The organism is Terriglobales bacterium (assembly GCA_035573675.1).
In the GTDB taxonomy this organism is placed as follows: domain Bacteria; phylum Acidobacteriota; class Terriglobia; order Terriglobales; family Acidobacteriaceae; genus DATMAB01.
This window is the reverse complement of record DATMAB010000024.1, coordinates 65164-90334: the sequence shown is the minus strand read 5'-3', so window position 1 is coordinate 90334 and position 25171 is coordinate 65164. Positions and strand designations below refer to the sequence as shown.

The 25171-nt window shown below is 64.5% G+C and carries 22 protein-coding genes and 1 pseudogene; 15 read left to right on the top strand and 8 right to left on the bottom strand.

The features are described from left to right. Positions 1–5 precede the first annotated feature (5 nt). Positions 6–1616, bottom strand: a complete 1611-nt coding sequence (gene nadB / locus VNK82_10965; GenBank protein ID HXE91473.1) for an L-aspartate oxidase — start codon at positions 1614–1616, stop codon at positions 6–8. A 69-nt stretch (positions 1617–1685) separates the two neighbouring features. Between nadB and aroB the strand changes: the two genes are divergently transcribed. After that, positions 1686–2783, top strand: coding sequence for a 3-dehydroquinate synthase (aroB, locus tag VNK82_10960; protein ID HXE91472.1), 1098 nt, complete (start codon positions 1686–1688; stop codon positions 2781–2783). After that, positions 2780–3535, top strand: coding sequence for a ubiquinone/menaquinone biosynthesis methyltransferase (locus VNK82_10955; GenBank protein ID HXE91471.1), 756 nt, complete (start codon positions 2780–2782; stop codon positions 3533–3535). The genes aroB and VNK82_10955 overlap by 4 nt, the downstream gene beginning before the upstream one ends. Positions 3536–3537: 2 nt before the next feature. On the opposite strand, the gene VNK82_10950 is transcribed toward VNK82_10955, so the two are convergent. Further along, a complete protein-coding gene (locus tag VNK82_10950) occupies positions 3538–4638 on the bottom strand; it encodes an NAD-dependent epimerase/dehydratase family protein (protein HXE91470.1) in 1101 nt (366 codons plus the stop codon). 97 nt (positions 4639–4735) lie between these two features. Between VNK82_10950 and VNK82_10945 the strand changes: the two genes are divergently transcribed. The 6 genes and pseudogenes from VNK82_10945 to VNK82_10920 all read left to right on the top strand — a co-directional run bounded on the left by VNK82_10945 (position 4736) and on the right by VNK82_10920 (position 10355). Beyond that, on the top strand, positions 4736–6187 hold the full coding sequence (locus tag VNK82_10945; protein HXE91469.1) for a cation diffusion facilitator family transporter: 1452 nt from the start codon (positions 4736–4738) through the stop codon (positions 6185–6187). A gap of 50 nt (positions 6188–6237) precedes the next feature. Further along, positions 6238–6642: an OsmC family protein gene (locus VNK82_10940; protein ID HXE91468.1), complete on the top strand. Its 405-nt coding sequence runs from the start codon at positions 6238–6240 to the stop codon at positions 6640–6642. Between the two features lie 89 nt (positions 6643–6731). Beyond that, a pseudogene (locus VNK82_10935) lies at positions 6732–6911 on the top strand (glutaredoxin domain-containing protein). A 66-nt stretch (positions 6912–6977) separates the two neighbouring features. After that, positions 6978–7832 (top strand): PDZ domain-containing protein, encoded by an 855-nt coding sequence (locus VNK82_10930; protein HXE91467.1) that lies wholly within the window; start codon positions 6978–6980, stop codon positions 7830–7832. Beyond that, positions 7829–9400, top strand: coding sequence for a hypothetical protein (locus tag VNK82_10925; protein HXE91466.1), 1572 nt, complete (start codon positions 7829–7831; stop codon positions 9398–9400). Before VNK82_10930 ends, VNK82_10925 begins: the two co-directional genes overlap by 4 nt. A 1-nt stretch (position 9401) precedes the next feature. Continuing rightward, entirely contained in the window at positions 9402–10355 is a 954-nt protein-coding gene (locus VNK82_10920) for a DMT family transporter (GenBank protein ID HXE91465.1), read from the top strand. A gap of 3 nt (positions 10356–10358) precedes the next feature. Here VNK82_10920 and VNK82_10915 read toward each other — a convergent pair whose 3' ends face one another. The 5 genes from VNK82_10915 to VNK82_10895 all read right to left on the bottom strand — a co-directional run bounded on the left by VNK82_10915 (position 10359) and on the right by VNK82_10895 (position 15159). Then, positions 10359–11609 carry an MFS transporter gene (locus tag VNK82_10915; protein ID HXE91464.1) on the bottom strand — a complete coding sequence of 417 codons (1251 nt, stop codon included), beginning with the start codon at positions 11607–11609 and terminating at the stop codon, positions 10359–10361. 35 nt (positions 11610–11644) lie between these two features. After that, positions 11645–12601, bottom strand: coding sequence for a bifunctional riboflavin kinase/FAD synthetase (locus VNK82_10910; GenBank protein HXE91463.1), 957 nt, complete (start codon positions 12599–12601; stop codon positions 11645–11647). A 62-nt stretch (positions 12602–12663) separates the two neighbouring features. Then, the gene (locus VNK82_10905; protein ID HXE91462.1) at positions 12664–13437 is read right to left on the bottom strand and encodes an MBL fold metallo-hydrolase; all 774 of its coding nucleotides are present in this window, start codon (positions 13435–13437) and stop codon (positions 12664–12666) included. Beyond that, positions 13434–14009: a DUF1844 domain-containing protein gene (locus VNK82_10900; protein HXE91461.1), complete on the bottom strand. Its 576-nt coding sequence runs from the start codon at positions 14007–14009 to the stop codon at positions 13434–13436. Before VNK82_10900 ends, VNK82_10905 begins: the two co-directional genes overlap by 4 nt. 91 nt (positions 14010–14100) lie before the next feature. Further along, complete coding sequence (locus VNK82_10895) at positions 14101–15159, bottom strand: glycine cleavage T C-terminal barrel domain-containing protein (protein HXE91460.1); 1059 nt, start codon at positions 15157–15159, stop codon at positions 14101–14103. Positions 15160–15483: 324 nt separating this feature from the next. Between VNK82_10895 and VNK82_10890 the strand changes: the two genes are divergently transcribed. Next, positions 15484–16575: a 3-isopropylmalate dehydrogenase gene (locus VNK82_10890; GenBank protein ID HXE91459.1), complete on the top strand. Its 1092-nt coding sequence runs from the start codon at positions 15484–15486 to the stop codon at positions 16573–16575. 40 nt (positions 16576–16615) lie between these two features. Then, positions 16616–17737, top strand: a complete 1122-nt coding sequence (locus VNK82_10885; GenBank protein ID HXE91458.1) for a hypothetical protein — start codon at positions 16616–16618, stop codon at positions 17735–17737. Here VNK82_10885 and VNK82_10880 read toward each other — a convergent pair. Further along, on the bottom strand, positions 17734–18219 hold the full coding sequence (locus tag VNK82_10880; protein ID HXE91457.1) for a tetratricopeptide repeat protein: 486 nt from the start codon (positions 18217–18219) through the stop codon (positions 17734–17736). The two genes, VNK82_10885 and VNK82_10880, sit on opposite strands and share 4 nt — an antisense overlap. A 144-nt stretch (positions 18220–18363) precedes the next feature. On the opposite strand from VNK82_10880, the gene VNK82_10875 reads away from it, so the two are divergent. The 5 genes from VNK82_10875 to VNK82_10855 all read left to right on the top strand — a co-directional run bounded on the left by VNK82_10875 (position 18364) and on the right by VNK82_10855 (position 25148). Beyond that, positions 18364–19776, top strand: coding sequence for an ImmA/IrrE family metallo-endopeptidase (locus VNK82_10875; GenBank protein ID HXE91456.1), 1413 nt, complete (start codon positions 18364–18366; stop codon positions 19774–19776). 259 nt (positions 19777–20035) lie between these two features. Next, a complete protein-coding gene (locus VNK82_10870) occupies positions 20036–21619 on the top strand; it encodes a hypothetical protein (protein ID HXE91455.1) in 1584 nt (527 codons plus the stop codon). Between the two features lie 58 nt (positions 21620–21677). Beyond that, positions 21678–22553, top strand: coding sequence for an S-methyl-5'-thioadenosine phosphorylase (mtnP, locus tag VNK82_10865; protein HXE91454.1), 876 nt, complete (start codon positions 21678–21680; stop codon positions 22551–22553). Positions 22554–22555: 2 nt separating this feature from the next. Beyond that, positions 22556–23479 carry a PfkB family carbohydrate kinase gene (locus tag VNK82_10860; protein HXE91453.1) on the top strand — a complete coding sequence of 308 codons (924 nt, stop codon included), beginning with the start codon at positions 22556–22558 and terminating at the stop codon, positions 23477–23479. Positions 23480–23543: 64 nt separating this feature from the next. Next, positions 23544–25148 carry a hypothetical protein gene (locus tag VNK82_10855; protein ID HXE91452.1) on the top strand — a complete coding sequence of 535 codons (1605 nt, stop codon included), beginning with the start codon at positions 23544–23546 and terminating at the stop codon, positions 25146–25148. Positions 25149–25171 lie beyond the last annotated feature (23 nt).

Genomic DNA, 25171 nt, shown 5'->3' with positions numbered 1-25171 from the left:
GCAGCCTATTCGAAGCGGATGCCGCTTTTCGAGAGCACGGAGTGCTTCCTGAACCGGGCGTCGTTGTGGAGGGGGAAGTCGGTGCGGTAGTGGGCGCCGCGGCTTTCCTCGCGGGCCAGGGCGGAACGGGCGATCAGCTCTGCCACCTGGTAGAGATTCACGGCTTCGCACGCCCGGCGTGAGGTACGCGGAGGCAGGCGGTCCCGCCACTCCTCCAGCTCGCTGACCGCCTCGCGCAGTTTGCGGCCGTCGCGGACGATGCCCACGTTCTTCCACATCAGCAGTTGAACGCTGTGGATGAGGCCTTCAGCTTCGGCAGGATCGTGGCCGGGGTTGGAGGCGACCCTGGCGACGGCCTTTGCCGCTGCTGATTTCGCGGAAGCGGCCGGTTTCCGGGCCTTCGTGCTTGTCGCCTTGCCTTGTTCCTCGCGCATGGCGAGTCCGGCCCGCGCGCCGTAGACCAGCCCCTCCAGCAGCGAGTTGCTGGCCAGGCGATTGGCGCCGTGGACGCCGGTACAGGCCGCTTCGCCGGCGGCGTACAGGCCGGGCAGGCTGGTGCGTCCGTCCAGATCGGTGCGCACACCGCCCATGGCATAGTGCGCGGCTGGGCGAACCGGGATCAGGTCGGTGGTGATATCCACGTTGTACTTCATGCAGGTGGCGTAGATGCGCGGGAAGCGGGCCTGCACGTGCGCCGCGTCCAGGTGCGTCAGGTCCAGGTAGACGACGGGGTCGGGGAGCCGGCAGACCTCGAGTTCGTGGGCGATGGCGCGGGCGACCACGTCGCGCGGCGCCAGCTCCGCCATCTCGTGATACTTGGGCATGAAGCGAAGGGTTTCGGCGTTGCGCAGGTACGCGCCCTCGCCGCGCAGGGCTTCCGAGAGCAGGAATCGGGGCGCCTTCTTCAGATAGAGCGCCGTGGGGTGGAACTGCACGAACTCCATGTCGGTGATTTCCGCGCCCGCGCGGAAAGCCATGGCCACGCCGTCGCCGGTGGCGACTCCGGGATTGGTGGTTTCGCGATAGACCTGTCCCAGTCCTCCCGTGGCCAGCAGCACAGCGCGAGCGCGCACGGCATGAACCTCGCCCCTGGCGCCGAGCAGGGAGACGCCTGCGACCCGCCCGTCCTCCAGACACAGGTCCATGCTGAACTCGAATTCGCAGAATGAAATGTTGCGCAACGTGCGCGCCTTGGCGTGCAAGGCCCGGCCGATCTCGCGCCCAGTGGAATCGCCGTGGGCGTGCAGGACGCGGGAGCGGCTGTGGGCTGCTTCGCGCGTGAAGGTGAGCCTGGTGCCGTTGCGGTCGAACTCCGTGCCCCAGGCAAGCAATTCCTGGATGCGGTCGGGGCCTTCCTCCACCAGAACGCGGGCGGCGGCCGGGTTGCACAAGCCGTCGCCGGCGTCGAGCGTGTCCTGCAGGTGCAGGCTGATTTCGTCCTCGTCGCTGAGCGCCACGGCGATTCCGCCCTGCGCGTACTGCGTGGCCGATTCGGTGAGCTCCTGCTTGGCCAGCACCAGCACGCGGCCCGCCGCGGCCAGCTCGATGGCGGCGCGCACCCCGGCGATCCCGGCGCCCACGACCACGAAATCGGTTTCCGATGGGACCGACTTCATAAACGCAAAATGGTACCACGCACACGCGACGACGCCCCGACGCGTCGCGCTGGGCTATGATGAGACGCCGTGCAGGAAATCCTGATTCGCGTCGAGCCCCGGCCGTACCGCGTGCGCATCGCCCGAGGATTGTTGCGCAACGCCGGCCGCGAACTGCGCCGCGTGTTCGGGCGCACGCCGCCGCGCTGCTTTGTCGTTACCGTGCCTCCGGCGCGGCGATGGGCACGGGTGGTGAGCGGCTCGCTTCGCCGCGCGAAGATCGAGCATGCCGTGCTGGCCATGGCGGACGGCGAGCGCGCCAAGGCGCTCAGCGCGGTCGAGTCGCTGGCGGAGCGCCTGGTGCGGGCCGGAGCGGACCGCAAGTCCGTCTTGGTGGGCGTGGGCGGCGGCGTGACCGGCGACGTCACCGGCTTCCTGGCTTCCATCTACATGCGCGGCATCGACCACGTTCAGGTCCCGACCACCTTACTGGCGCAGGTGGATGCAGCCATCGGCGGCAAGACGGGCGTGAACCTTGCAGCCGGGAAGAACCTCCTGGGCAGTTTTCATCAGCCGCGGCTGGTGCTGACCGACCCTGAGGTTCTGGCTACCCTGCCGGAGCGCGACTTTCGTGCCGGACTGTTCGAAGCGCTCAAGTGCGGCGTCATTCGAGACGCCCGCATCTTCGACTTCATGGAACGCGAGCGCGAACGGCTGCTGCAGCGCGACCCCAAGGCATTGGCCTGGCTCATCGCCTCCTGTGTGCGCGTGAAGGCGGCGGTGGTGGCGGCTGACGAACGCGAGCGCGGGTTGCGCCGCATCCTCAACTTTGGCCACACCGTGGGCCACGCTCTCGAAGCGGCCACCGGATACCGCCGCCTGCGACACGGCGAAGCTGTCGGCTGGGGCATGATCGCGGCGGCGGAAATCGGACATGCCATGGGCCGCACCAGCGCCGCCGCTGCCGGCCGCATCGCGCGAGCCGTGGCTGCGTACGGCCCGCTGCCGCGCCTGCACGTTTCCGCAGAAGAAGTCCTGCGGCGGCTGGCGGCGGATAAGAAGACGGTCGACGGCGCGACCCATTTTGTCCTGGCGCGGCGCATCGGCCAGGTCGAAATCGTGCCCGATGTTCCCGCCCGCGTGGTGGCGCGTGCCGTTGAGCGGCTGCGCCAGGGGTTGCGGCCGTGACCGTCGAGCAAAAGCCTGCGATCGTGGGCACACAGCCGGCTGGCACGAGCGACCGGGAAGCGGCCGCCGCGGCGGTGCGCGCGATGTTCACCTCCATCGCGCCGCGCTACGACCTGCTGAACCATCTGCTGTCGTTCAACGTGGACCGGATCTGGTGGCGGCGCGCGGCGCGCACGTTCTCCCATATCCTGGCTCGGCCGCAGGCCCGCGTCCTCGACCTCTGCTGCGGCACCTGCGACATGGCCCTGGCCTTGCATCGTGCCGCAGGCAGGACTCGTCCTTCCATCGTCGGTGCAGACTTTTCCCATGCCATGCTGCAACTCGCTGCTCGCAAGTGCACTGGGAAGAACATCACACCGCTCGAGGCGGATGCCCTCAAGCTTCCGTTTGCTGCTTGCGTCTTCGACCTGGTTGTGAGTTCTTTCGGATTCCGCAACCTGGCCGACTACGACGCCGGATTGCAGGAGATCCATCGCGTGCTCGGGCCCGGAGGAGAAATCGGCATCCTCGACTTCGGCGAGCCCAAGGGATTGCTCGGCACGATCTACCGCGTGTATTTCCGCCACGTGCTGCCGCGCGTGGGCACGGTCATCTCGGGCGTGCGGGGTCCCTACCAGTACCTGCCCGCTTCGGTGGAGCGGTTCCCTGATCCCGAGGAGATGATTCAGCGCATGCGCGCTCATGGCTTCCGCGACGTCTCATGGACACCCTACACGTTCGGCATCGCGGGACTGTATCGCGCAAAAAAGTAGGGTCACGCCGATTCCGCAATCACCCGCTCGACCGGTTCCGGCTGCCCCGCGGGGCGGAAGGTGTCCACCAGCGCCTCCTCGACCGTGTAACGGATGACGTTCTCGAAATCCGCGCCCAGCAGTTCGCGCAGCCGGCTGAGGTCCATCAGGTAGGAACTGGTGATGTAGGGCATGGCCTCCGGGGGCACAGCCGAGATGCCCAGTTTCCACATCAGCGCCAGCGTCCGGCGCACGCCCCAGCGGCCAGGCACGCGGACCATGCGGTTGTTGCCGATTTCGAGGCAGCGCTCGAGCGTCAGCGGCTCGCCGCGTCCGGCGACGTTAAGCACCGTGACCGGCGGGCCGGGATCGGTGCGCCGGAGAATCCACGCGAGGAGCCGCGCTACATCATCCACGTGCACGAACTGGAAGCGTATCTTCAGGTACCGCTCGCCGAAGGGCACGGGGAAGGGAAGGCGCCAGCCGCGCTTGCGCATCCAGGCTGCCAGGCGGCCGGTGCCGCTGGGCGTCCCGCGGAATCCTCCCACCAGGTAGTTCTCGACGCTCGCTCCGGCAAAGATGGGCGGGCGCAGTACCCAGGTGCTGCACGCGCCCAGCCAGAAGGCGCGCTGGCGCACCACTTCGTCGGCTTCGCGTTTGTGCACCGCGTAGGGGAGCGTATGGCCGCCGAGCGGGTAGTCTTCCGTCACCATGCCGGGAAGGTCGGAGCCGTAGGCGGAGACGCTGCTGGGATACAGGAAGCGCCGTACTGCGCCGCCGGTGCGGTTGTGCTCGGCGATGGCCTCCATCACTCGCGCCGTTCCCGCCACGTTGATCCGCCACATGGGGTCGAGTTCCAGCACGCCGCTGCGTACCGGGTCGATGACGAAGGCGAGATGCACGACGGCCGACGGGTTGGTTTCACGCAGCAGGGCGACCAGGTGCGGGCAGGAGGCCTCGTCGCCTAGGTCGATGATTTCGAAACGCGCCAGCGGCATCTCCGGCGGCGCTGCGAACATGTCCACGCCCACGATGCGGAAGTCGGAAAGCTGCGGCGCCAGCCGCCGGCCAAGGTTGCCGGCCACTCCGGTGATCAGGACAGTGGGTGCGGGGCCCGGGGGCATCGGGAAGGGCGCAATCGTAGCACAAGCCTTCGTGACACATGGCTGCAGCGCTGGCCCTGGGTGAGTCGCCGGCGGATAATGGTTCCGCGTGGCTGTGATGCTCCAATCCGAACCAGGCCCCTCGCCAGCGCTCTCGGCCGCGGTCGATGTGGAAGCCATGCGCCGCGAAAAATACGCCGTGGCGCGCGCTTCGGTCTTGGCGGCGCTGGCCATCACCATTGGAAAGCTGGTGGTCGGCCTCACCTCCGGCAGCCTCGGCATCCTCTCCGAAGCCGCCAGTTCCGGTTTTGACCTGGTGATGACCGTGATGACCCTGCTCTCGGTGCGCGTTTCGGATAAGCCCGCCGACGCCGACCACCAGTACGGCCACGGCAAGTTCGAGAACCTTTCCGCGTTCATCGAGACGGCGTTTCTGCTGGTGGCGTGCGCCTGGATCGTGTGGGAAGCCATCCAGCGTCTCTTCCTGCGCGAGGTCCACGTGGAGCCCTCGGCGGCCGCATTCGCTGTGCTGTTCGTGAGCATGGCGATCGACTGGTGGCGCTCCCGGGCGCTGCTGCGCGTGGCGCGCAAGTACAACAGCGAGGCGCTGGAAGCCGACGCGCTGCACTTCCACACCGATATCTGGCAGGTCGGCGTGGTCATCGTGGGACTGGCGCTGGTGGGGGTGGCTGACCGCCTGGGTGTGCCCTGGCTGCGCAAGGCCGATCCCATCGCGGCGCTGGTGGTGGCCGGACTCATCCTTTTCGTCAGCGGACGGCTGGCGCGCCGGACGCTCGACGCTCTGCTCGACGCCGCTCCTCCGGGCGCACGCAGCCGCATCCTGGATGAAGTGGCGCGGGTCCCGGGCGTGCTCGAGGTGGACCGCGTGCGCATCCGGCGCTCCGGCAACCGCTATTTCGCCGACCTCTCCGTGGGCATGGCGCGTAACGTCACCTTCCAGCGTTCGGAGCAGGTCGCGGACGAGGTCACAGCGGCGGTCGAGCGCGTGCTGCCGGAGGCCGACGTCGTGGTGCGTTCCATCGCGCGGCCCGCAGGCAGCGAGAATATTTTTGACCGGGTACGCGCTGTAGCCGCGCGCCGCAACCTGTACGTGCACGACGTCAGCGTGGAGGACCTGCGCGGACGGCTGCACGTCGAGCTCCACCTGGAACTGGATGAGAAGCTGACGCTGCGGCAGGCGCACGACCTCGTCACTCAGCTTGAAGCCGAAGTGCGGGACGAGGTGCCGGAGATCTCGTCCATCCTCACTCACATCGAGAGCGAGCCTGCCACCATCGAACCCGGCGACGAAACTAGCTATCCGGAGTTGGAAGCTCGGTTGCGCCGCATCGCCCGCGAATTCCCCGAGATCCTGGACATGCACGAGATGGTGGTAAAGAACGTGCGCGGCAAGATGCACGTCACCTGCCACTGCACCATGCCCGACGAGCTGCCGCTCGACCGCATGCACGAGGTCATCACCGCGCTTGAAATCCGTTTCAAGCAGGAAGCGCCGCAACTTTTCAAGGTCCTCATTCATCCTGAACCTAGTACAGACAACAGGAGATGACCGGCTCATCGGGTCCCCGGGCTATCGAGCCATCATCCAAAAGGTGAATCATGGTTGAAGCCAGCATTCAATGGACTGACGGTGAGCGGTTCGTGGGTCAGGCCTCGAGCGGACACGCACTCGTAATCGACTCCGATCGCCAGCGCAACACTGCGCCCGGACCGATGGAGCTGGTGCTGATCGGCTTGTGCGCGTGCACCGCCACCGATGTGGTCAGCATCCTGCGCAAGAAGCGCGAGCCCTTCGCCGCGCTGCGAGTGCGGGCCCAGGCGGAGCGCGCCAAAGAGCCGCCGACCGTCTACGAGACCATTCACCTCGTCTACACCGTGAGCGGCAAGGTGGCGAAGAAGGCGGTGGAAGACGCTGTGCGCCTCTCGAAAGAAAAGTATTGCTCGGTCTCTGCCATGCTGCAGAAGACGGCAAAGATCACCAGCGAGATCGAATATGCGGATTGAGCCCGTGGGAGACCTCTGCTAGTCTTGGGAGCCGCATGACCGACCAGCGAGTCGTGACCTACACCCAACCCGGCTGACCGCCGTGCCACGCGCTGAAGGCCTACCTCTCGGAGAGAGGCATTGAGTACAGCGACCGTGACGTCAGCCGCGACCCTGAAGCGGTGCGCGAGCTGGTGAGCACGTACCACAGCCGCTGCACGCCTACCATCGTCATCGGCGAAACGGTGATCATCGGCTTCGATCGCGAACGTCTTGACCAGCTCCTCTAGGCTCCAAGCGAGGGTATAATGCAGCATTGCGGCTCGGCCCAACTCCCTATCCACAAGGAGGTCGACATGCGTGGATCGTTGGTTCTTTCCGGTCTTCTCTTTGCAACGGTGGTGTGCAGCACGGCAACAGCTCAATGTGTCAGTTGTGGTTCCGATGCCGACAGAGGTTGTCATGGCCGGTGTAACTCAGTCGATTGCACGGTCGCTTGCAATTGCTGTGGAGCACCTCAAAAGATTGCATACCTGGATACGCTAAACCCAGGTCTGACTGCCGATGAGCAAGACGGAAGTTTGTTAGTCTCGGCTGTTTTCGACCAGTCGCCCGCTCTCCGCGCCGGCATCCGCGTCGGGGATGAAATTGTTGAGATCAACGGGAGTAGCCCGGTTGAGGCAGCGCTCCGCTGCAAGACGTGGCAAGAGCCGGGGCGGTCAGTGGCAACGGTAACGCTCAAGCGAGGTCACGCCGTCTGGTCTACAAAGGTCGCCCTAATTCCGCTACGGAAGTTCCTCGACGATGCGTGGGCGTCAAGCGGGGCCGAAACAAGGGCGGTGTCGCTCAAGACGCCGACCGCGGTCCGTGAAACTATGTACGGAAGCTATGTGACCGGTGTTCGATGGGAGGAACTCCATAACGGTACCTTGGTCGTTATCGATATCCTTGAGGGCTCGCCAGCTGACCGTGTGGGATTGACGTTAGGAGACATCATCAAGTCCGTAGACCGCAACGCCACCTCTGCTGCGATGGCGGCCCTCTTGCGCGATGCTTCGAGTCGGCGGAGAACATTAGATGTTGAGATCGTAAGAAATAAGAGCGCAAGAAGAATCCCGCTGAAATCCATTGGGATCTCAGAGTTCCTGACTACGTTGGGAACACGTGCCACTCAGCCGGTTCTGCAGGAAACCGCTTCTGTCCTGCCGTGAACGGTTCGGGTTCAGCCGAGGTTCTCAAGCTCAGTGTGCTCGCCAGCGCGGTTCTGGCGAGCGCCCTCTGTTGCTCCGCCGCAGAGCGAAAGACCGACTCTTCAGTGCCTTCGTCGCTGGAGTTACTCCACGAGAGCTATCAGAACAGCAGGAACTTCCAGGAGGAACAACGGGCGTGGCTTCTGCTTCGCCTAAGTAAAGCAGCCGTTCGCCTTAGCCCTCCTGACTCACGGTCCTGGTCAGACGAACTGTTCAAGCTCGCACTGAAGCTGCCGCCTTCGTGGAACAAGGTTGCGCTTCAGAAGAATGCTGTTGCTACGCTCTCCGAAATCGACCCGAGCCGGGCGATCCAACTCTTCCGCGTGATGGACGGCCCCATCCCTATGGCTAACGGTTCCTTACCTGAGGACGTTCGGTCGGACGCGGCGCGGATCGTGTTTCAGCGATTCTGGATCTACAAGGGTCGAAAAGGGTTGCCTCAGATCGAGAGAGTCGCAACACTCTTAGCTGACTCTGGTGAATACCCCTACGCTGCTATGGTACCGATTATTAAGCGCCTTGCGGAGAGTGATTCGACCAAAGCGGAGGAGCTCTTTGCACAAGCACTCACATATTACCGGCGCGGCTCTATGTTTCTCGACGAGAACCGTGTCTTCATTCGATTTTTGCAAGAGTTGAGAGTGCAAGCACGACCGACCCAGTTGCGCGAGGCTTTGGAGGTCGTAGCCAATCGTCTGCTTGAGCAGAAGCCTCCAGCAGATTCCAAACAAAGCTATCGCGGACAGGTTTTCACCAAGGGTGGCGCGATCGAGTTCCGAGACCCGGCGGACCAGATGCTCTTCGAGATTCTGCCGTTGATTCGCGAGGTTGATTCCGACTGGGCCAACCGCCTCGTGCAGCGACGCCCGGCGCTTTCTCAGACCGCGGGCCCGGCTGGCCCGGTTGAACACAGTGCTTCAACCACTACCTTTGGAATTGCCAGTGGTGAGAACGTCTCAGCGAGTGAGCAAGCAGGAATCGAAGAGGGCCGCTTATACACTATCCACGAGTTGGCTGCCGAAAGGCCCGACGAAGCATTAACTGTTGCTTCGACCCTCACGCTCCCTGCATTCAGAGCGCAAGCCTGGGCGGACATTGCAGCCGCGGTTGCCTCCAAAGACCGTGATCGCGCTCTTGCGTTGATTAACAAGGCGCGAGAAGTGGCGGCGGGTCTTAAGGATCAGCTCGATGTCCTGCGCGTACTGAGCGTCCTATGCGACGCGGGAGGTCAAGTCGGCGACAGGAAGGTTCTGCAAGAATCGTTGGAACAAGGGCTGGATCTTGGGGAAGAGATTTTCAACGAGGACCTCGCAGCGCATCCTGGAAAGCTCGCCTACAACGTGGATGGGTTCGACGAACTAACGAAGTTGGTACAGGTTGGCGGCAAATATGACACTGACTACACGGTGAATTACGTCAGGCAGATTCGAAATGAGTTGCTGCGCGCGCACTTGCTTGTGAGCGTTGCAGAGGGTATCAGCAGCAGGAAAGCGATGCCCGCGGCGAAGGATCATTCCACGGCGCAGTGACTTGACCACTTCCCCAAGAATCCATCCTTTCCGCGGATACCTCTACGTCGCGGCGGCGACGTTCTGTTGGGGGCTCTCCGCGACTCTCGGCAAGGCGGTGTTCACCGGACGCCTGCTGGGCGGAGAAGGGATCGGGAAGCTGGACCCGCTGATCCTCTCGCAGGCACGCACCACGCTCTCGGTGGTGGTGCTGGCGCTGGTGCTGTTCGCGCTCGGCGGGCGCGCCGCATTCGCCATGGCTCGTCGAGATGCCTTGCGGTGCATGCTCCTGGGCGCGACCGGCGTCGCCGGCTCGAACTTTTTCTATTACTACGCCATCGAGCGCACCACAGTGGCCACGGCCATCATCCTGCAATACACGGCTCCGGTCTGGGTGCTGCTCTACGTGCTGGCGCGGCGTATCGACCGGCCCACGCCGGCGCGCATCGGCGGAGTTGCCATGGCCGTAGCCGGCAGCGCGCTGGCTATCGGCTTGTTCGGTCGTTCCGAGTTCCGTGCCGACCTGCTGGGCGTGGCCGCCGCGCTGGGCGCGGCGTTTTCCTTCGCGCTCTATAACGTGGGAGGACGCTTCCTGCTCGAACGCCAGGAACGCTGGAAGGTTGTCACGTACACCCTGCTCGGCTGCTCCTTATTCTGGCTGGTGGTGAATCCACCGTGGAAGGTGGTCGCGGCCGGCTACACCGGCGCGCAATGGGCGTTTCTGGGTGTGTTCGCGCTCGTCTCCATGCTGATCCCGTATTCGCTGTACTTTTCTGGACTGCATCACCTGGATGCGACGCGCGCGGTGGTCACCAGTTGTCTGGAGCCGGTGTTTGCCATCCTGCTGGCCATGGTGTTCCTGGGCGAATCATTCGGATGGCTGCAGGGCGTCGGCATGCTCATCGTGCTGGCTGCGACCATCCTGGTGCAGAAGCCCGAGCGGGCCGCGCGGGTCCCGGCCGAACATGCGCCCTGACCGCTAGTCCAGTTCCTTGCCTCGGGTCTCAGGCAAGCGCGTCGCCACCAGCGAAGCCAACAGGAAGGAAGCAGCACAGAGCATGAACGCGCCGCCCAGACCGCGCGTCTCGGCCGCCCAGCCGATGACGAACGGCGAAACTGAACTGAGCGTGCGGGCGCCGTTGTAGGTGAATCCCAGGGCGCGTGCCCGCACGCGGGTAGGGAAGATCTCGCTGCCGATGATGCCGGAGCCGGAAAAGAATCCAGTGCCGAAGAAAGCCACCGGTGTGCCTAGCAGCAGAAGCGTCCAGAAGCTCTCGGCCATCGCGTAGAGCGGCACCAGCACCGCGGCGAGAAAGGTGTACAGCATGAACGCGCGGCGGCGGCCGAGCAGATCCGCGACCCATCCGAAGCTGGCATTACCGGGCAGCAGGCCGGTGAGGTTCAGGATCACCAGCAGCAGAGTTTTCTCCGATTCGCTGAAGCCGCGCCCGCCCTGCGCCACGGGCAGCGCGAGGTAAGCGGGCACCCAGGTGAGCAGTCCCCACCACGCGAACATCCCGAAAAAATTCAGGAACAGGAGCGCGAAGGTCTTGCCGACGAACGGTCGGGAGAAGATCTCCGCCAGGGGAGCCGGAGGCGGAGGTTCAGCAGCCGACGAAGCGTGCGCGTGGCGTTGCCCCCACATCTCGGACTCGGGGACATCGCGGCGGATCCACAGGATGACCAGCGCCGGCAAAACGCCCACAAAGAACACGGTGCGCCAGTCGTAGAACTGGGTGACGATCCAGACGACGAGAGCGGCCAGGGCAAAGCCGATGGCCCAGGAACTTTGCACGATGGCGATGGCCTTGGCGCGCAGGTGGGCAGGCCAGGTTTCCGCGACGAGCGTGGCGCCGGTGTTCCATTCTCCGCCCATGCCCAGGCCGAGGACGAAGCGAAAGGCGGCGAGCATCGCCACCGATGTCGAGAAACCGGAGCCCAGCGAGCACAAGGAATAAGTCAGGATGCTGAGCATCAGGGCTTTCTTGCGCCCGATGCGGTCGGCGATGAAGCCGAACAGAACGCCCCCAATGCCCGAGGCCACCAGCGTCAGCGTGTTGAGGAAGCCGGACTGGGCCTTGGTCATGCCCAGGTCGACCATGACCGAAGCCAGCACCAGCGAGTAGAGCATGACGTCGAAGGCGTCGAGCATCCAGCCCAAGCCGGCAGCAACCAGGGTGTGAAGCTGAGCCGTCGTGATCTCGCGAAAACCCGGAGCGGGCGGGGTCATGGACGGCGAGATTGTAGCAGGGGCCTTGGACACGTTCAGGGGGCGGTGGGGGCGTGGCGCTCCAGCAGGGCGAAGTAACGCTGCGAACGGCGGATGTCGCGCCCGATCTGCTCGCGCAGCGCTTCGACCGAAGGGAACTTGATCTCCGGGCGCAGACGGAAGAGGAACGAGACCTCGACCTCGGTTTCGGCGGAGACCTCCATCTCCTCGAAATGCAGCAGGTGGCTTTCGACGGCGAAGGAGTCGCCGCCGAAGGTGGGCCGCGTGCCCACGTTGGAGACGGAATCGAAGGTGACTTCGCCCACGCGCGTGCGGGTGATGTAGACGCCGTCGCCCGGAACCAGCTCGTCGTAGCGGCTGAGGTTGATGGTGGGCACGGTGAACTTGTGGCCGTAGCCGCGGCCGCGTCCGGCGGTGGAGGTGATGCTGAAGATGCGGCCCAGAAGCCGACGGGCGCGGGACACCTCGCCGCCGCCAATCAGCTCACGGATACGGCTGCTGGAGACGGGCTCGCCGCGCACCCGCATTTCGGGATAGACGACCACCTCGAAGCCGAACTTGCGCCCGAACTCGGCCAGGCGTTCGACGTTGCCCTGGGCGCGATGGCCGAAATGGAAATTGGCGCCTTCGTGCACTTCGACGGCGCGCAGGCGGTGGGCCAGGATGTGCTCGGCGAAGTCCTGCGGCGGCGTGAGCGAGAGGTCGCGGGTGAAGGGAAGCACCAGCGTCGCGTCGAGGCCGGCCTGGGCCAGCAGGCGCAGCTTCACGCTGGTGGGTGTAAGCAGTTTCGGGGCCATATCCGGGCGCAGGATGCGCACCGGGTGCGGCTCGAACGTAACGGCCAGCGAGCGCGCCGCGCGCGCACGGGCGCGCTCGACGACACAGCGGAGCACCTCCTGGTGCGCGCGATGGACGCCATCGAAATTCCCCACCGAGACCACCGTCGGGCCGAAGCCGGAGGGAACGTCGTCGAGGGTGTGGAAGATCTTCATCAAGGAATCAGCCACGGATTAGCACGAATGAACACGGATGGACCGTCGAATCGATTCTCCTTTCACCAGATTTCAAATTCCAGCTTGAGGCCGTCATGTGCCAACCGGGCCTGTGGCGGCAGGGTACGGTTGGTTTCTTCGTGCGGCAGATCGTGGGAGATGTGGGTGAAGAAGGCGCGGCGCGGCTGGAGCCGTTCCACCAGGCGCAGCGAGTTCTCCACCGTCGAATGCGTGGGGTGCGGCTTGTGGCGCAGGGCGTCGAGGAAAAGGATGTCCAGCCCCGCAAGCTTCTCCAGGGACTCTTCCGGGATCTCGCTGAAGTCGGTGAGATAGGCGGCGGAGCCGAAGCGGTAGCCGTAGATCTCGGCATCGCCGTGCAACACCGTGACCGGCTCGAAGCGTGCGCCGAACAATTCCACTTCGCTGCCGATGGACTGCAGCTCCACCTGAGCCAGGCTGCCGTACTTGTAGTCGTCGTCGAAGATGTAGCGGAAGACGGATTGCAAGCGCTCGGCGGTCGAGGGATGGGCGTAGAGCGGAATACGTCCGGCACTGCGAAAACTGAGCGGGCGCAGGTCGTCAAGGCCGAGGATATGGTCGGCATGGCCGTGGGTGTAGAGCACGGCGTCGATGCGGTCGATGCCTTCGCGGATGGCCTGCTCGCGGAAGTCGGGCGTGGTATCGATGAGGACGACATGCTGGTTGAATTCCACCAGCACCGAAGGACGCGTGCGGCGGTCGCGCGGGTCGGACGAGGTGCATACGCGGCAGCGGCACCCGATGGTGGGCACGCCCATGGACGTGCCGCTGCCCAGCACCGTGAGCACTGCCTTCACGAGGCGGCTTCGCCTCCGGGCGGCGCCTGCGTGAAATGGCGGGTGACCTCGACGAAGGCCATGCGGAGCTCGTAGAGCGAATGCTCGAGCAGGTTCTTTTCCTCGGGGCTGAGATTCCCGCGTGTCTTCTCCTCGAGCACGCCGAGCGTGTCGATGGTCTGGCGGGCGCCGACCAGATCGGCGACGGGACGGCGTCCTTCCTCATGCATCAGGCCGAGCTGCATGAGCGCGGTCATGTAGAGCGACGCCACGAGCTTCTCGAAGGTCATCTGGAAGTCTTCGGGGCGACGGCCGCGCAAGTCCATGTAGGGATCAAGCCGGCGGCCGGAGGCCTGGTAGGCATCGCGGCTGGAGGCCTGCTCGGCGGCGGTGGGCGGGGGCGGCGTCTCCGGAGCGGACGCAGGCGGCGCGGCGGCGCTGCGCGGGGCGGCAGGCTTGGATTCCTCCGGCGGAGGAGCCGGCACTACAGGAGCGGCTTCCGGCGCAGCATCCGGCTCGCGGCGCTCGCCGTCGGTGGTGAACTTGCGCCGGTCGGTGACCACAAACTCGGGTTGTTTCCTTTTTTCGGACATAGGTGAATTGAGTAATTGGGAAATTTGGTAATCGGGTAATTTGCTCACGTCCGAAGCGAAATTACCAAATTACAAAAATCACCAATTCGAGCTATGGGGCCTCCTGGAACGGCAGATCGCTTATTGTTGCCTCGGCGCCGTCCACCTGCAGCGTCGCGCCCGACTTGGCCGCCTCGCGGCGGATATAGCCGAGAGCCAACGTGCGTGAACTGCCGTTCGACGCCGGTATGCGGGCGACGCTAGTGATTTCGCCGATCTCCTTACCCGCGGCGGAGACCTTGGTTCCGGGTGCGGGCGCAGGGCCGCTGATGACGAAGCCGGTGAACTTGCGGTGCACCTGGCCGCGGGAGCGGATGCGCTCCACAATCTCCTGGCCGACGTAGCAGCCCTTAGCGAAATTCAGCGCCTGATGCTGCTCGGTTTCCTGGGGCAGGTCGCGCTCACGGATATCGAGGCCGTAGCGCGGGATGCCCTGCGCAACGCGCCAGATCTCCAGCGCCTCGAATCCGACCGGAGCGGCACCGGCACAAATCAGCGCATCGAAGGCCGCGGCCGCGTTCTCCGGGGCCAGCCAGATTTCGTAACCCGAGGGGGGGGCGGACCGAACCAGCGTGCAACGGAAGGGGCTTTCTTCTGTGTTCCGCATTTCGAGCGACTGAAGACCCTCGGGGTTCACGCCGACGCGGCGCAGGATTTCTCCCGCCTTAGGGCCCTCCAGGCCGAGACGGCAGACGGGCTCGGCGTCGCCGAGTTCGACGTCGTCCATGATGATGTACTTGTCGAGCAGTTCGCGCAGTTTGGGGGCCTGCTCGGCATCGGTCTCAATGAGCAGATGGTCGCCGCGGTGAAACACCAGCATGTCGCCCAGGATGTGGCCCTGTGGGTTGAGCAGGAAACTGTAGACGCCATGGTTCGGGGCGAGGTCGCGGACGTTGTTGGTGACCATGCCGTTGAGCCAGCGAATGCGGTCTTCGCCGCGCACCGTGAAGCCGGCGCGCCAGGCAAGGTCGAAAAGGCCGCAGCTCGTGCGCAAGGCGGCGTACTCCGCGGCCGGCGAGCCGAATGAGGCTGCGGTTTCGTAACCACGGTACTCACCGAAACGAGCGCCGGCGGCAGCCAATTTGTCGTACAGGTAGGGCGTGCGCGGCATGGCCAACTCTTGATTATAGCCAAGGAGCGGGGAAGAGGGGGTAGGCCCCCCTATACCCTGGTCTTTGAAAATCAGCGAGTTACGGACCGAGGTCCGGCCAGATCTTTGAGGACAAACGGGTTAGGTCCCCGGTCTTTGAAAACAAAGCAGTTATCACAATCCGATAACCATCGTTGACAGTCTATAACAAACTGATGCGAGATGTCAAGCGAAAGTTGCAAGGCGAACCGACCGACCCCCCCGATCGTTCGCGGAGGTTTCCCGTGCGGGCGAGGGCGCGCGGGAGTCCTCCAACTTCAGGATGACGGCTTCTCCAATTGACGTGTGACGAAGGACGGTGAAGCTGGTATCTTCAGCGCCGTGGCTGCAAACAAGAAGATCGCGGTGCTGGCCGGTGACGGGATCGGCAGGGAAGTGGTGGCCGAGGCGCTGAAGGTCATGCGCGCCGCGGGCGCAGCGATGGAGTTCACCGAGCTCGACTGGGGTGCGGAACGCTACCTGAAGGACGGCACCACCGTCCCGCCGGGCGGCTACGAGATGCTGGCGCGCGATTTCGACGCCATCTTCGTGGGCGCGTTCGGCGATCCACGGGTGCCTTCGAACGTGCACGCCCGGGAAATCCTGCTGGGCATGCGCTTCCGGCTGGACCTCTACGCCAATGTGCGTCCGGTGAAGTTGTTAGACGAATCGCTCTCTCCGCTGAGGGACCGCAAGCCGGCGGATATCGATTTCGTCGTGATCCGTGAGAACACCGAGGGCCTGTACGTGGACATGGGCGGGGTGTTCAAGCAGGGGACGCCGGATGAGGTCGCCATCAACGAAGACGTGAACACGCGCAAGGGCGTGGAGCGGGTGATCCGCTATGCCTTCGAATACGCGCGGGCCCACGGGCGCAAGCGCGTGCTGATGGCGGATAAGTCGAACGTACTGACTTTCGCGCACGGGCTGTGGCAACGGACCTTCAAGGAAGTGGCGAAGGAATACGCCGACATCGAGGCGCAGCACATGCTGGCCGACGCGCTGGCCATGGTGATGGTGAAGAATCCCGAGCAACTGGATGTGATCGTGACCAACAACATGTTCGGCGACATCCTGACCGACCTGGGCGCGGCTCTGGCCGGCGGGCTGGGGATGGCCGCGAGCGGAAACATCCATCCGGGGAGGACGTCCATGTTCGAGCCGGTGCACGGCTCGGCACCGCCGTTGGCGGGGAAAAACGTGGCCAATCCGATGGGGGCGATCCTGACCGCGGCCATGATGCTGCGACATTTGGGGATGGCGCGCGAGGCCGATGCCATCGAAGCCGCGGTGCTCGAGGCGGTGAGACAGAAGAAAACGACCGAAGACGTGGGCGGGAGCCTTGGTACACGAGAATGTGGGGAGTGGATCGCGAGTTCGATGCACGCGAGTAGCTAACGTGGCGGACGATTCAAAGTTTGTCCTAGGCGGGTGGCGGATGACAGTCGTCCTCCTTCTGACTGTGGTTGCAGTCGTACAGCTCGGCGCCCAGCAAACGGCGCCAAGGCCAATAAGCAGAATCGATCTGAAGCAATTCGGTTACCTTGATCCGGCCAACCGTCCTCCAGACCTAATCTGGAATGAGACAGGATACGTTGCCTTTCTCGATTCAGACACAATCGTCGTGGCGTTTTCGGAATTTGTGCGCAGGATTGGACAAAGACCAGCAACACTGGCGCTATTGCGAGCCGAGGATGGAAAACTAATTCGAAAATTGGACTGGCAGGTGAGCTCCAGCTTCAAGCTCATGCAGGGGCCTGACGACAAGTTCCTCATAGATTCGGGCGACGAGTTGACGCTGTATTCCAGCGGCCTGGAGCCACTTCGAAGACGAGATATCGGAGAAGCTGCAGTAGCGGTCTCACCCAGTGGAAGAACCCTGCTTGTCTCTGACCGCGGCCTCAGTTCGCGTTCCTGCGAGAGCACTGTTCTACAAGCCATAAGCTTGAAAGAAGTTGCGACGTGGGTTGCTCCCTGCACCATCTATTCCACCGTCTCCGATTCTGCTGTTGCAGTTTTGCATGAAGAGGGGCACGACCAATGGTTCCTACAGATTCACCGCTTTCGGCAGGAGCCGCAGACAATCTACGTACCCCAAGAACAGTGGTGCGAACCGAAGCCATTCTTTGCAAGCGATTCAGTTCTCGTTGTAAACCAGCCCTTGGTTTGGTTCGGATGCTTTGAGTTCCTGATCATGGACGTGGATGGCACGATTCGGCATCGAGAGCCTCTGGACAAATACGAGCATTTTGAGAACGAACTGGACGCTGCTGTCTCCCGCAACGGAAACTACCTCGCCCTTGTACTTACCAAGATGAAGACTGGGTTTCTTCAGGAGCTGGGGATGGCGCGCGCTTCCCGGCAAAGGCTTCTCGTATACGACCTTGCTCATGCACGTAAGGCGTGGGACCTAGTTCTCAAGCCGTTTCCAAAGCAACGGGCTCGAGTTGCGCTTTCGCCTGATGGCTCCCGCTTGGCACTGCTAAGGGACGGTTGGCTGGAAATCTACCCGACTGCCGGCGAAGGCTCCTTGGCGCCCAGCAACTCGCATCCTCACTAGTTCCACATGGCTTGCAATCGCCGGAAGGCGCTCAAGGCGGCGGCGTACTGGTGGTTTTCCTCCCAGGCGCGGTGGTAGCACTCAGCGGCTTTCTTCCAGTTGCGGCGGCGCTCGTAGACGCGTCCCAGGTTGAAGTGGGGATAGCAACGGGCCTGGTAGCGGGGCGCGACGATGGCCTTCTCAAACCAGGGGATGGCTTCCTCCAGCCGGCCCTTCTCGATCAGGTAGGCGCCGATGTCGTTGTAGGGGTTGCCGAACTCGGGGTCCACTTTGATGGCTTCCAGACAATCTTCTATGGCGCGGTCCACCTCGCCTTTGAAGGAGTAGGTCCAGCCGCGGAAGGTGTAGGCCTCAGCGGTGGGGAAAGCTTCAATGGAGCGGGTGTACAGCTCGATGGCTTCGTCGAACTCGCCCGCGGCCTGCTTTTCGTAAGCCTGCTGGAAAAATTCCGCGGCTTGCCGGCGAGAATCCGCTTCCGACATAAGCGAACCTGTGCTATAAGCCCCGGCTCAATGGGGGTGGGAGGCGCCCACTTCCACTGTATCTTACCGAAATTTGCCGCAGCCTGAGCGAGTGTGTTCTGAAGGGACACGCGCGCAGGCCCTTCCGAGGTCGAGGGGGAAGACATGGCGGCAGGCAGAGCCGCGTGTGTCGTGGGGATCGTGCTGGCCCTGGAGCTGGTTGTAGCCACGGGCGCGGGGGCACAGCAGTCGTTGGTCGCACCGGCGGAGACGGAGACGCTGGGACCGTCGACGCCGGAGGCGAGCCGCATCCCGCTGCGCCAGTCCGAGGAACTCTTCCGTTCCGTCGATGAGGTGCTGGGCCTGGTGAGCCAGCGCACGCGCCTGCCCATCGAGCACCGTGTCGGACGAGAACTGGCGGATCGGGCCGAGGCACAACGCCACCTGAAGCTGCGCCTGGAAGAGAACGGACAGCGCTTCCGACGGAAGCAGGTGGTTTTGAAAAGGCTGGGGTTGCTGCCGCGCGACTTCGATCTGGAACGGTTCCTGGTGGAAGCGGCGGGCGAAGATCTGGCGGGCTTCTACGATGCCCGCCGGCGGACGGTCTTTCTGCTGGACTGGGTGCGGCCGGCAGCGCAGCGTCCGGTGCTGGCGCACGAGCTGACTCACGCGCTGCAAGACCAGGCAGTGGGACTGGAAGAGTGGCTGCGAGCGCGGGAGGGGGACGACGCACAAGCCGAAGTCGAAGCGCAGGAGCAGGCCGCGGCGCGCGCGGCGCTGATCGAAGCGCAGGCGATGCGGGTGGCGGCGGAATACGCAGTGGCTTCAGCGCAGGTGTGGAATGCGGCCTCGGCGGCCAGCAGACGCGCCGTTGAGTACTCGCCGGAGTTCACCGCTATTTTCCACGACCGGCCGCGGCGTGCGGCCCTGCGGCAGGCGCCGCTGTACGTACGCGAACTGCTGTCGTTTCCGTCTGAGTACGGGTTGCGCTTCCTCGCCGAGCTGCAATTCCACGGAGGAGGCGAACTGGCCTTTGCGCGGGCGCTGGCTGAACCACCGCGCAGCACGTTCGAGATCATGGAGCCGCGGCGGTATCTCGCGGGCGAGCGCTTCGAGCCGCTACGCGTGCCGGACATCGACCGCGCGTTGGGGCCGGCCTGGCAGGACTTCGACGTGGGCGCCATGGGCGCGCTCGAGGTGCACGCCTTCCTGAAACAGTTCGCGGGCGACCGCCTGGCGGGAAAGATGTGGAAGCGGTGGCGGGGCGGGTTCTACTACACGGCGGCGCCGAGCGGCAGCGGAGAAGCGGCGCCTGAGTCGCTGGGCCTGGCGTACCTGTCGCGCTGGGAGCGCGAGGAAGACGCGGAACGATTCGCGGCAGCGTATTCGACTGCGGTCCGCAAGCGCTACAAGCGAGCGACGGGTGCGGGAATGAACCGCTGGGACACCGAAGAGGGACCAGTATCGATCGAAGTGGCGGAGAAGAGCGTGTTGGTTCTGGAGGGCTTCGACGAAAACACTGCCGGGCGGTTGCGTGAAGCGTTCTTCCCCGAACTGCATCTATCGGCTGAGAAGTAGCCTGGGCACCGGGCTGAAGCCCGCTCTTCCACCGGAGACGCAGCAAGCTGCGTCTCTACGAAGCCGCATCACCAATATCCCTGACCCGATTCGTCATGTCGACGAGGCGAGGCATTCCTGTCCCAGGCAGGTGCTCTCGGGTAGGGATTCCTTGCCGCACTCGGAATGACAAAAACGAGTCCACCTTGTCCATCCTTCCGTAAGACTTCGTGCTCTAATCGAGAAGACGGGAGGGTTTCCGTCGGGGAGAGTGCGGATCGTGAAACGCAAAAGGTTCGCGTGGGGTGTGGTCGCGGCGACGTGGCTGCTGGTAGTGCTGCTGGCGTCACCGGCAGTAGCGCAGACCGCGGCGCCTCCGGCTTCCACGAATGCGCCGGTGTCGGCGGCGGCTCCGGCTGCGGCTCCCTCGAAAGATGCGCGCCTCTCGCCGGAGCAGGCCGAGCAGCTTCTCAAGTCGGTCGACGAAGTGATGGCGCTGGTGAGTGAGCAGACGGGCTTGCCGGTTCGCCATCCGGTGAAGCGGGCGCTGGCCAGCCGGGAGCAGGTGCGGGAGCACATCCGCGGGCGGATGGCGGAGGACCAGGACGCGGAGCGCCTGCTGCGCTCCGAGGTGGTGCTGAAGAAGTTCGGGCTGCTGCCGCGCGAGTTCGATCTGGGGGGATTCCTGCTGGACCTGCTCGAGGAGCAGGTAGCGGGTTTCTACGACATGAAGACGCAGACTGTATACCTGCTGGACTGGGTGGAACCGGCCGTGCAAAAACCGGTGCTGGCGCACGAACTGACGCACGCGCTGCAGGACCAGATGGTGCCGCTGGAGAAATGGGTGCAGGGATCGCGGCCGCCGAAACCGGGGCTGGTGAATCCCGACGACCTCGATGCGGAAGCAGACGAGGAGAGCGTGGCGCGCTCGGCGGTGGTGGAAGGGCAGGGCATGGTGTCGCTGATCGAATACGCGATGGATGCGGCGCGCAAGTGGATGGCGGCCAACAACAACCAGGGCGATCCGTTTTCCGCGCCGGAGATCGCCGGGCTGTTGAACAGCAACGCGCCCACCGCGGTGCTGGAGCAGGCGCCCATGTTCTTGCGGGAGTCGCTGGCGTTCCCGTACACCTGGGGCCTGCGCTTCACGCAGGAGGTGGACACGCGAGCTGGACGCGAGCGGGCGTTCGCCGGCGTGCTGCGCGATCCGCCCAAGAACAGCTACCAGGTGATGAATCCGCAGAGCTATCTGAAGGGCGAGACGTTCGCGCCGCTCAGGGTCCCGAAGCTGCGGGAGTTGATCGCGCCGACGTACGAGCCGTACGATTCTGGTTCGGTGGGCGCCATCGACGTGGCCCTGCTGCTCCGCGAATACGGCCAGGAGGCGGACGAAGCGGAAGCGCTGGCGCGCCAGTGGCGCGCAGGACTGTATTACGCAGCGCGCAAGAAGGACGGTCCGTGCCAACCGCCCGCGTCGAAGTCAGGAGTCATTCTGAAGGCGGTGACGTGCGTGCCGACCACCCCGGCCGTGGCCATGGTGTACGTGTCGCGCTGGGCGAGTGCCGCGGCGGCTGACCGCTTCGCCGGATTCTATGGAGCGGGAGTGGAGGAACGATACCAGCGCGCCGCTCCCGTGCTTTCCGGTGTGAAGAAAAAAGGCGCAGTGGAAGAGGCGAGCCGCCCGACCGAATGGCTGACGGAAGAAGGCCCGGTGTGGATCGAGAAACATGGCGACCTGGTCGTGGTGATGGAGGGCTTCGACGAGCGGACCGCAGCACGCCTGCGCCGCGCCCTTTTGGCAGCGCTCTTACCGACCATACCGCCAGCCACGCGAAAGCCTGCTGGCAGCAGCGTCCGGCACTAATTCCCCTTCTGTATAATCGGCGGCTTGGCCCGAAGTCCGGCGCGCAGAGGAGAGCACTGTGGCACAGGTGGAGATAGGCATCATCGGAGGAAGCGGGCTGTACGCATTCCCGGGTCTGAAGAACGTCAAGGAGAAGCAACTCAAGACGCCCTTCGGCAAACCGTCGGACGCGTATGTGCTGGGGACGCTCGAAGGGCGAAAAGTCGCGTTCCTGGCGCGGCACGGTCGCGGCCATCGCATCCTGCCTTCGGAGATCAACTATCGCGCCAACATCTACGGCTTCAAGGCGCTGGGCGTGGAGCGCGTGCTTTCCATTTCCGCCGTGGGCTCGCTCAAGGAAGAACACAAGCCGCTGGACTTCGTCCTGCCCGACCAGTTCGTGGACCGCACGCACCGCCGCCTGTCGACGTTTTTCGGAGAAGGCTGTGTGGGACACGTGGCCTTCGGCGACCCGGTGTGCATGGAAACGGCGCGGGTGATCGAGGCGGCGTGCCGCAAGGCGGGAGTCACGGGGAAATTGGGCGGCACGTACATCAACATGGAGGGGCCGCAGTTCTCCACCAAAGCGGAGTCCAACCTGCATCGCTCATGGGGGATGGACGTGATCGGCATGACCAACGCGCCCGAGGCCAAACTGGCCCGGGAAGCGGAGATGTGCTATGCCACCATCGCCATGGTGACCGACTACGACTGCTGGCATCCGACGCATGACTCGGTCACCGTGGACCAGATTATTTCCTGCCTGCTGAAAAATGCAGAGAACGCGCAGAGAGTAGTGCGCGAGACGGTGCGGGCGCTGCCCAAGGAGCGCACCTGTGGCTGCGGCTCTGCGCTGAAGCACGCGCTGCTGACCGAACCCGCCAAGATCCCGCCTGCCACGCGCAAGAGGCTGAGTTTCCTGCTGGACAAATATTTAGGCAAGGCGAGGAAGTAGGCATGGCGATCCTGGCCGTGGGGTCCATCGCCTTCGATACCATTCGCACGCCCGCAGGACGCGTGGAGCGGGAACTGGGCGGCTCCGCGGTGTATTTCTCCCTGGCCGCCAGCTACTTCACCGAGGTGCGGGTGGTGGGCGTGGTGGGCGAGGACTTCACCGGCGCGCACGAGGAAGTGCTGCGGCGGCGCGGAGTGCGGACCGAAGGCATCCAGCGCGCGCCAGGGCGCACGTTCCACTGGTCGGGCGAGTACGGGGAGAACCTGAACGAAGCCATCACCCACGCCACGGAACTGAACGTCTTCGCCGATTTCCAGCCGCAGGTCCCGCAGGGGTTCCTCGATTCCGAGTTCCTGTTCCTGGGCAACATCGATCCGGTGCTGCAGGGGAACGTGCGGCGGAGCCTGAAGAACGCGCGGCTGGTAGGCGGCGACACCATGAACTTCTGGATCCAGGGCAAGCCGGCGGAGCTGGGCGAGACGCTGCGCGGCATCGATGTGCTGATGATCAACGACGGCGAGGCGCGCATGCTGGCCGGGGAACGCAGCCTGCCCCGGGCGGCCCACCGCATCCTGGCGCGCGGCCCCAAGGCTCTGGTGATCAAACACGGCGAATACGGCGCGACTATCTTCTTCCGCGAGGGAGCGTTCGGGATCGGGCGGCATCCGTTCCGCGCGCCGGCGCTGCCCATGGAAGAAGTCGTGGACCCGACCGGCGCGGGCGACTCCTTTGCCGGCGGCTTCCTGGGATACCTTGCAGCGCAGGGCGAGATCAACCGCGAAGTGCTGAAACGCGCCATGTTCTACGGTGGAGTGATGGGATCGTTCGCCGTGGAGCGCTTCGGGACGGAGCGGCTGCGCAACCTCGAGCGCGAGGAGATTCAGGCGCGCTTTCAGGTGTTCCGTGAACTGTCACACCTGGAGTGAAGCCAGTTCCCGGTTTCCAGCGACGAACGCCGAGTCCTGATAATCTGCACGGCGATTCGTTCGCATGGAACTCCCCACCCGGAACAATCCGCACGATCCCCTATTCCTGGCGCTGCTGGCGGGTCTCGGCTCGGTGGCGGCGTTCCTGTTCTACTGGCGGCAGGATGCGTTGCTGCTGTACGGCGATGCGGTGGCGCATCTGAACATCGCGCGGCGAGTGGTGGATTCGCGCACGCCCGGGCCGTTTCAGTTGGGGTCGGTGTGGCTGCCGCTGCCGCACCTGCTCATGCTGCCGGGCGTCATGTCCGACTGGGCGTGGCGCACAGGATTCGCGGGAGCGCTGGTCTCCATGGCGTCCTATGTCGCCGGGACGCTGGGCGTGTTCCGCCTGGCGCGCGGATTCGGTTCGCGCGCCGCGACCTGGGTGGGCGCGCTGGTCTTCGCAGCCAATCCCAATTTGCTTTACATGCAGGCCACGGCCATGACCGAACCGTTGTACCTGGCGTTGTTCGTCTGGGCGACCGTGCATGTGGCGGAGTTCGCGGCGACGGCTCGAAACGACCATCCTCGTCCCCGCTCCCAGGCGCGCCGCTCGCTCGAGCGGTGCGGCCTGTTGCTGGCGGCTGCCATGCTGACCCGCTACGATGCGTGGTTCGCTTCCGCCTTCTTCGTTCCCGTCGCGCTCTGGTCCTATGCATCCCGACGGCGCATGTACGCCGGCTCACCCGATCCGGAATTGCGCCGCAGCCTGCGCAACTTTGTGCTGATCACTGCGGCGGCACCTCTGCTATGGATGGCCTACAACTGGGGCGTGTTTGGCAATCCGCTGGACTTCTTGACCGGACCGTACTCGGCACGGGCCATTGCCGAGCGCACAACGCCCGAAGGCTCTCCGCCGCATCCCGGATATCATGCGCCGGGCGTGGCGGCCGCATATTTCCTCAAGGCGGCGAAGCTGAATCTGGGCGACGACCGCTGGGGTGATGCCATGCTGGCGGTAGCAGTGTTGGGGTTCTTGGCGGCCCTGTTTCGCGGACGTGGGCGGTCGGCCCTGCTGTTATGGTTGCCACTGCCGTTCTACGTGCTCTCGGTCGCCTACGCGAGCGTGCCCATCTTCCTGCCGGTGTGGTGGCCGTTCTCGTTTTACAACGTGCGCTACGGGCTGCAGTTGCTGCCGGCGGTGGCTGTTTTTCTGGCTGTGGCGACCAGCTTCGTGCTGGAACGGCGACCGCGACGCCGCTGGTTGGCTGTGCTGGCCGCAGCTCTGCTGGTGGGGATGAGTTCGATTTCCGCCTGGCGTGCGGTTCCCATCTGCCTGCGCGAAGCGCGCGCCAACTCGCATGCGCGCATTGCATTCGAGCGCAAGCTGGCGGCGGAACTGGAACGACTGAACGGAGATGCTGTCCTGATGATGCATGTGGGCAGTCATGGCGGAGCACTGCAGCGGGCGAGCATCCCGCTGCGCCGGGTGATTCACGAAGGCAACTACCCGGACTGGAGGGTGGCCCTGAACGATCCCGCAGCTTGGGCGGACTTTCTGGTCGCCGTCGAAGGGGATGCGGTGGAGGAATCAGCCGCGAAACATGCCGGGGACGTGGAGGCGGTGGCCACGGTGGAAACTCCCGGGCAGCCGCGGGCGGTGATCTTCCGGACACGGCGCCGCCCCTGAGCGCAGTGTAGAATCCCAACACT